This is a genomic window from Inquilinus limosus MP06, from assembly GCF_000767795.1.
GTDB classification, from domain to species: Bacteria; Pseudomonadota; Alphaproteobacteria; order DSM-16000; family Inquilinaceae; genus Inquilinus; species Inquilinus limosus_E.
In genome coordinates this window covers 1-7717 of record NZ_JANX01000285.1, presented here as the reverse complement: position 1 = coordinate 7717, position 7717 = coordinate 1, and the positions used below count along the sequence as shown (strand labels likewise).

Genomic DNA, 7717 nt, shown 5'->3' with positions numbered 1-7717 from the left:
CCGCTGGCGTTTGCGCGGCCAGGACAGGTGCGGCGAAGGAATGGTCGCCTCCAAACTCTCTCCGGCCGCAATCTAGGACGCCGTCGGTTAGGGATCGGAGAGCGCTAGGTTAGAATTCGGAGAGTCACCGCCGTCCGGGCCTGCGCCGGGCTTGTCCCGTGGCCGCCCGGATGATGGTGTCGGCCGGCGTTCCCTGATCCGTGAGGCCGAATGACTGTCCGACGCCGCATCCTGGTCTTCCAGCTCGTCACCCTCGGCTGCTTCGCCGTGGTGGTGGGCGCGATGCTGATCACGCTCCGCCTGACCGGGGACTTTGTCCGCCGCGTCGACGGCGTCCATTCGCGGTTCGAGGCGATCAGCGATCTCGACAGCCTCGGCAACAACTATGCCGAGCAGCTGGCCGAGGTGCTGCTGCTGGGGCCCGAGCAGATGCCCGATTTCGAGCTGGCGCAGCGGGAGATCGAGGCCGGCTTCCGGCGGCTGACCGAGGTGACGCGCAAGGAATTCGCAACGCTGGGTGGCCTGGGAGAGGTGCAGCAGGAGCTGCCGGAGGCCGAGCTCTCGGCCCGGCTGCACGAGTTCTACCGCGCCATCGACCGGGCCGCCGCGCGGGTCTTCAAGGCGCAGGCCGAGGGGCAACAGGACCGCGCCGTCGACATCTTCCGGCGCAGCATCGAATATCGCCTGTCCAACGACTTCGAGACCATGCTGGAGCGGGCGCGGCAGGAGGAGCGGACCGAGGTGGCGGGCGAGCTGGAGCGGGTGCAGGGGGCGCAGCACGGCCTGCTGATCGTCGCCGGCCTGTTCTCGGGCCTCGCCGTCGCAGCCGGCGTCGGCTCCGGCCTGGCGCTGCGCCGCTCGATTGTCCGGCCGGTGCGGGAGCTGACCGCCGGGGCCGAGGCCATCGCCCACGGGCGGCTCCACCATCGCATCCGGACCGCAAGGCGGGACGAATTCGGCCAGCTGTCGCAGAGCTTCAACGACATGGCGGAGGCGCTTGAGCGGCAGCGGCACGACCTCGTGACAGCGCAGGCCCGCCTCGAAAGCGAAGTGGAACAGCGGACGCGGGAGCTGCGCGGGGCGAATGAGCAGCTGCGCCTTGTCGACGGCAAGCGCAGCCAGTTCCTCGCCGATGCGAGCCACGAGCTGCGGACGCCGCTGACGATCCTGCGCGGCGAGGCCGAGGTGGCGCTGCGCGGCCGCCCGCGGCTCGCGGCCTATCGCGAGGCGCTGACCCGGATCGGCGAATACGCCGCTGACATGGCGCGGCTGCTGGAGGACCTGCTGGCCTTCACCCGGGCCCAGGGCGATGACATCAGCTTCAGCTTCCAGCCGGTCGCGGCCGAGGCCGTCGTCTCCGGCGCTGTCCGCGAGAGCGCCGTCCTGGCCGGCCCGAAGCAGATCGCGATCCGGCTGGTCGCGGCCGGCCCGGGCCATCCGATCCGGGCCGACCCGCAACGGCTGAAGCAGGCGCTGCTGATCGGCATCGACAACGCCATCAAATACGCCGATCCCGGCGGGACCGTGGAAATCGGAATCGATCGGGAGGACGGGGAGCTGGTCCTGTCGATCAGCGACCAGGGCTGCGGCATCGATCCGGGGGAACTGCCCTTCGTGTTCGATCGCTACTATCGCGGCCGGAACAACGCCAGCCGCGCGGCGAAAGGGCTCGGCATCGGCCTGTCGATCGCGAAGATGATCGTCGAGCGGCATGGCGGCCGCATTGCGCTGGAAGCGCTGCAGCCGCGAGGCGCCGCGCTGCGGATCCGGCTGCCGGTCGCGGAGGAGGGGGGCGATGCGCATCCTGCTGATTGAGGACGACCGCCGCATCTCCGGCTTCCTGAGGCGCGGCCTGGAAGCGGAAGGATATCGCGTCCTGCTCGCCGAAGACGGGCGTGACGGGCTCGACCAGGTCCGGCAGGAAGCGGTCGACCTGGTGATCCTCGACCGGATGATTCCCTATGTCGACGGGCTGGAGGTCTGCCGAATCATCCGACAGGAGCGGCGGCCGGTGCTGGTGCTGATGCTGACGGCCAAGGAGAGCATCCGCGACCGGGTCGACGGGCTGCAAGGCGGCGCCGACGACTATCTGACCAAGCCTTTCGCCTTCGACGAGCTGGTGGCCCGGATCGAGGCGCTGCGCCGGCGCCGGCCGGGCTTGGACATGACCGAGGTGCTGCAGGTCGGTCCTCTGACCCTGGACCCCGCAACACGGCGGGTGACGAGATCCGGAACGGACATCACGCTGACCGTCCGGGAATTCGACCTGCTGCGCTATCTGATGGCGAATGCGGGCAAGGTCGTCAGCCGGCAGCGGCTGCTGAGTCACGTTTGGAACTACGGCTTCGATCCCGGCACCAAGATCGTCGAGGTCTATATCCGCTATCTGCGGCGGAAGCTGGGACCGGATCGCCCGCCGGAGATCCGGACCGTCCGAGGGGTGGGCTATATGTTGGTCGATATTTAGAGATCCCGCAGACACCGGACGAACCGATCTCTGCTATGGGGCATCCGCAAAGAGCCGTTTGCGGCCATGTCCGCCTCGGGGAGCCGAATTTGATGTCCGGTTTCGGGAACCGCCCGGCGCGCCGGGCTGACGGGGATGCTGTGTCCAGCCATCTCGGCCGGTCGGTTTCGGCGAGCTCGGCCGGTGCAGCTGGAGCCCGCTGCCCGCGACGGCTGGAATACCGGTTTCGGCGGTTTCTCAGTCCAGCCGCATGCCGGCGGTTCCCAGGATCGTCGCCAGGCCGGCGGAGAGGCCGCGCAGGGAGAGCTCGGGCTCGACGTCGATCCATTCCTCCAGCGAATGCGCCCGGCCGCCGGTGCCGCCGGAGCCGAGGCAGATCGCCGGCACGCCGAGGCTCATCGGGATGTTGGCGTCGGTGGAGCTGGCCTTGGTCGTGGGGGCAAAGCCGAAGGCCGGCAGTGCCGCGAGCGCGGCCTGGACGATCCGCGTGCCATGGTCTGTGCGGCCGGCCGGGCGGTTGCCGATGCGCTTCATCTCCGTGGTGATCCGGCCGGCGGCGGTGTCGCCGCGGGCATTCTCGGCGGCCACCGCCTCTTCGACCAGGGCATGCAGCCGGGCGTCGAGCCGGTCGAGCTCCGCCTGGCTTTCGGAGCGGAGGTCGATCTCCACCCAGACCTCGTTCGGGATCGCATTGATCGATGTGCCGCCGCCGAAGACCGAGGCGCAATGGGTCGTGCGCGGCTCGGCCGGCACCTCGATCCGCGACAGGCCCTGCACCGCCGCGGCCATCGCATAGGCCGGATTGACGGTGCCGAAGGCGTTCAGCGAATGCCCGCCCGGGCCGCGGAAGGTCGCGCGGTAGCGGTAGGATCCGACGGCGCCGGTCGTGATCGTGTCGAGCTCCAGCCCGTCGATGGTGAAGAAGGCCGTGATCCGGTCGCGCATCGGCCCTTCGGTGAACAGGTGGCGGACACCGCGCAGGTCGCCCTTGCCCTCCTCCCCGACATCGCCGACGAACAGCAGGTCCTGCTCGGTCTCGATCCCGGCGGCGTCGAGCGCGCGGATGAGGGCCAGCAGCACCGCCAGGCCGCGGGTGTCGTCGCCCACGCCGGGGGCGAACAGCTTCGTGCCCTCGCGCCGGACGGTGCAGTCCGTCCCCTCGGGGAAGACGGTGTCGAGATGGGCGGCGACGACGACCATCTGGCCGTTGGCCCGGCCGCGGCGCAGCCCGGTGACGTTGCCGATGGCGTCGCGGCCCACCGCCTCAAGCCCGTGTTCGCGGAACATCGCCTCATAGGCCAGCGCGCGGCGCTCCTCCTTGAACGGAGGGGAGGGGATCTCGGTCAGGGTGATGATCTCCTCGACCAGCCGGTCATGCTGGCGGCGGAGCGTGGCGACGGCCGCCTGGAACTGCGGCGAGGCGATGATCTGCGGGATCTCGTAGGTCATGGGGCTCTTGCGGACTTGGCGGGGAACTCAGGCGTTGACGGTCTCGGGGCCGGCGCCGAGCGCGGCCGCATCGGGCAGCCGGCCGTCGAACCAGAGTCCGGCGGCGGCGGCCGACATGGCGCGGCCATCATGGGCCACGCCGGGCACCTCGGTGAACCGCCAATTGAAGCCGCAGCCCAGGGTCCCGGCCATCGCCTTGCCCGCGGCGTAGTAGTGGCGCGCGCGGTGCAGCCGGCCCGGCCCCTGGGCCAGGGCCTCGGGCTGCGACGGCAGGTTGTCGGCGCTGGCCTCGCAATCCAGCAGCCCGGCCATGACATGGAGCGGGCTTTCCAGCAGCCGTCTCAGCCCGGCCTCGTCGACGCCCGTGCCGGCCAGGCCGGCGGGAAAGGGAGCGTCCAGTGTCGGCAGGGAATACCAGCCGGCATTGCCGGTGGCCACGGCCGCGAACGGGCCGAAACCGAGCAGGGACACCATCCGGTGCAGGAACTGCGCGCCCGCGGAATGGCCGAAGATCCGGGCGCGGCCCCGCGCCATCACCCCGGCATCGACCAGGGCGGCGGCGACCAGCGCCGGCACGCGGTAGATCCAGGTGTCGGCCGGCGTGACCAGCCCGGCCTCGTCGCGGACCATGCCGTCATTGTAGTTCTCGGCGCCCTTGAAGCCCTCATCGGGGAAGGTCGGCGCCACGATCAGCAGGCCGTGCCGGTCCGCCGCGGGGATCCAGAAGTCGCGGTACTCGTCGCCATTGCGCAGCATGCCGTGCTGGACGAAGACCACGTCCCTGCCCGGCCGGTACCCGGCGGAGCGGTAGGTGTGCAGCACGATCCCGCGGCCGGGCTGCCCCGCGAACGGGAAGGGGATCGCGCTGGTCCCGCTGCTCTCGAGAAGGGACTGAAGCGTCATTGGGGGCCTCGTTCATCGGCGAAGAGATGGCAGGACACCGTGCGGCCGGGGGCGATCGCCCGCAGCGCCGGCGTCTCGCTGCGGCAGCGGGCCATGGCGGAGGGGCAGCGCGGATGGAAGGCGCAGCCCGGCGGCGGGCGCAGCGGCGAGGGCAGCTCGCCCTTCACGGCATGGAAGCGGCGCTTGCGGTTGCGGACCGACGGGATCTCGGCCAGCAGCATGCGGGTATAGGGGTGGGCCGGATCGGCGAACAGCGCGGCGGCGGGCGCCAGCTCGACGATCTGGCCCAGATACATGATGGCCACGCGGTCGGCCACGTGATGCACCACCGACAGGTCGTGGCTGATGAACAGGTAGGTCAGCGCGCGCCGTGCTCGCAGGTCGAGGAACAGGTTGATGACCTGCGCCTGGATCGAGACGTCGAGCGCCGCGATCGGCTCGTCGCAGACCAGCAGCTCCGGCTCGACGATCAGCGCCCGGGCGATGCCGATGCGCTGCCGCTGCCCGCCGGAGAACTGGTGCGGATAGCGCTGGCGGTAGGACGGGTCCAGCCCCACCTCCGCCAGCGCCGCGTCGACCCGCGCCCGGATCGCCGGCTCGCCCTGCGCCAGGCGGTGGACCCGCAGCGGCTCGGCCAGGATGTCACCGACGCGCTGGCGCGGGTTCAGCGAGGCGTAGGGATCCTGGAAGATCATCTGGACGCCGAGCGTGAAGCCGCGCCGGGCTGCGGGCGGCATCTCGTCGACCCCGACGCCCTTGTAGCGGATGCGGCCGACGGTCGGCCGGGTGATGCCGGTGATCATCCGGCCCAGCGTGGACTTGCCGCAGCCGGATTCGCCGACCAGGCCCAGCACCTCGCCGCGCCGGATGCTGAGGTCGACCGACCGCAAGGCGCGCGCCACCGGGATCTCCGGCCGGCGCCCCACCAGGCCCAGCAGGCGCTCGGCCAGAAGCGGCTGCCGGGTGAAGCTGCGGCCCAGGCCCTCGACGTCGAAGATCGCATCGTCGGTCATGCCGCGGCCTCCGGCAGCGGGTGGTGGCAGCGCCAGCGCCGGCCGGCCGGGCCGGTGCTGTCCGGCGGATCCACCCGTCGGCAGATGTCGGTCGCGCGGTCGCAGCGCGGATGGAAGGCGCAGCCCGCCGGGCGCGCGGACAAGGGCGGCGCGGTGCCCTCGATCTGGCGCAGCCTCTCGCCCCGCGCCGCGTCTCCGGGCACGGAGTTCAGCAAGCCGCGCGTATAGGGATGGCGCGGCCGGTCGAGCACGTCGTCGGTCGCGCCGATCTCGACGATGTCGCCGGCATACATCACCGCGATCCGGTCCGCGAGCTCCGCCACCACGCCGAGATCGTGGGTGATCCAGATCATCGCCGTGCCGGTCTCGCGCTGCAGCGCCTGCATCTCGGCGATGATCTGGCCCTGGATCGTCACGTCGAGGGCGGTGGTCGGCTCGTCGGCGATGATCAGGTCGGGGCTGTTGAGCAGGGCGATGGCGATCGCCACCCGCTGGCGCATCCCGCCAGAGAATTCGTGCGGATATTGCGAGAGCCGGGTCTCGGGCGAGGTGATGCCGACCCTGCGCAGGCTGTCGATGCAGCGGCGGCGCACCTCGGCGGCGACGACGCGGGCGTGCTCCAGGATCGCCTCGGCCATCTGCTCGCCGATCGTCAGCACCGGGTTCAGCGTCGTCAGCGGATCCTGGAAGATCATCGCCAGCGCCGAGCCGCGGAGCTGGCGCTGCGCCTCGGGCGGTAGGGCCAGCAGGTCCCGGCCCTTGAAGATCACCTCGCCGCGGGTGATCTCTCCCGGCCGGTCGACCAGGCCGAGGATCGAGAAGCCGGCCACGGATTTGCCGGAGCCGGATTCGCCCACCAGGCCGAGGACCTCGCCTTCATGCAGCGTGAGGCTGAGCCCGTTCACGGCGGGCCATGCGCCGCGGAGGTCGTGGAAGACCGTCTGCAGGTTCTTCACCTCCAGAACAGGGGGGCGATCGCCGGTCATGCGCGTTTCGGGTCCAGCGCCGTCCGCAGCCGGTCGCCCACGAGGTTGAGGGAGAAGATCAGCGCCAGCAGCGCGATGCCGGGATAGAAGCTGATCCAGTAGTCGCCGCTCATCAGATAGTCGAAGCCGCTGGCGACGAGCAGGCCGAGCGACGGCTCGGTCACCGGCACGCCGACGCCGAGGAAGGACAGCGTCGCCTCCAGGGTGATGGCGGAGGCGACATGCACGGTCGCGATCACCAGCACCGCGTTCAGGCTGTTCGGCATGATGTGGCGGAACATCACCCGAAGCTGGGGATAGGCCAGGTTGTACGCGGCCTCGACATATTCCTTGGCGCGCTCGCCCAGCGCGGCGGAGCGCATGATGCGGGCGTAGTTGGCCCATTGCACGACGACGATGGCGATGATGACCTTGTCGACCCCGCGCCCGATCACCGCCAGCATGACCAGCGCCACCAGGATGGTGGGGAAGCCCAGGATGAAGTCGACCAGCCGCATCAGCAGGGTCTCGATGCGCCCGCCCAGCACGGCCGCGACCAGCCCGACCGTGACGCCGATCGCCAGCGACAGCGCGGTCGAGGCCAGGCCGACCAGCAGGCTGATGCGCATGCCGTAGAGGATCGCCGACAGCATGTCGCGCCCCTGGCTGTCGGTGCCGAGCCAGAAGGTCATGCCGTCCATGCTCTCGCTGCCCGGCGGCAGGCGGCTGTCCATGACGCTGAAGGAGGCGAGGTCGTAGGGATCCTGCGATGCCAGCAAGGGCAGCAGCAGGACGATGAGGACAATCGCGGCCAGGGCGGTCAGCGCGCCGCGGATCCGCGGGCGGCGCTTCAGCCCGGCCAGGATCGCCCGGCGCGCGGGGGTGTCGGCCAGCGGCGGGCGCAACGCTTCGCCGTCGGG

General features: G+C 70.8%; 7 protein-coding genes. 2 read left to right on the top strand and 5 right to left on the bottom strand.

Going from position 1 to position 7717, the window contains the following annotated elements:
* Positions 1 to 210 precede the first annotated feature (210 nt).
* Together P409_RS20265 and P409_RS20260 are read left to right on the top strand one after the other, a co-directional pair.
* On the top strand, positions 211 to 1815 hold the full coding sequence (locus P409_RS20265; RefSeq protein WP_034842552.1) for a sensor histidine kinase: 1605 nt from the start codon (positions 211 to 213) through the stop codon (positions 1813 to 1815).
* Positions 1796 to 2467 carry a response regulator transcription factor gene (locus tag P409_RS20260; protein ID WP_034842549.1) on the top strand — a complete coding sequence of 224 codons (672 nt, stop codon included), beginning with the start codon at positions 1796 to 1798 and terminating at the stop codon, positions 2465 to 2467. Before P409_RS20265 ends, P409_RS20260 begins: the two co-directional genes overlap by 20 nt.
* A gap of 237 nt (positions 2468 to 2704) precedes the next feature.
* Here P409_RS20260 and P409_RS20255 read toward each other — a convergent pair whose 3' ends face one another.
* The 5 genes from P409_RS20255 to P409_RS20235 all read right to left on the bottom strand — a co-directional run.
* A complete protein-coding gene (locus tag P409_RS20255; protein WP_034842546.1) occupies positions 2705 to 3916 on the bottom strand; it encodes a M20/M25/M40 family metallo-hydrolase in 1212 nt (403 codons plus the stop codon).
* Between the two features lie 27 nt (positions 3917 to 3943).
* Positions 3944 to 4819 carry a hypothetical protein gene (locus P409_RS20250; RefSeq protein WP_034842541.1) on the bottom strand — a complete coding sequence of 292 codons (876 nt, stop codon included), beginning with the start codon at positions 4817 to 4819 and terminating at the stop codon, positions 3944 to 3946.
* The gene (locus tag P409_RS20245) at positions 4816 to 5832 is read right to left on the bottom strand and encodes an ABC transporter ATP-binding protein (protein ID WP_034842539.1); all 1017 of its coding nucleotides are present in this window, start codon (positions 5830 to 5832) and stop codon (positions 4816 to 4818) included. Before P409_RS20245 ends, P409_RS20250 begins: the two co-directional genes overlap by 4 nt.
* Entirely contained in the window at positions 5829 to 6818 is a 990-nt protein-coding gene (locus tag P409_RS20240) for an ABC transporter ATP-binding protein (RefSeq protein WP_034842537.1), read from the bottom strand. The genes P409_RS20245 and P409_RS20240 overlap by 4 nt, the downstream gene beginning before the upstream one ends.
* The coding region (locus P409_RS20235) for an ABC transporter permease (protein WP_343285517.1) at positions 6815 to 7717 on the bottom strand (903 nt) is incomplete at its 5' end. The genes P409_RS20235 and P409_RS20240, both read right to left, overlap by 4 nt.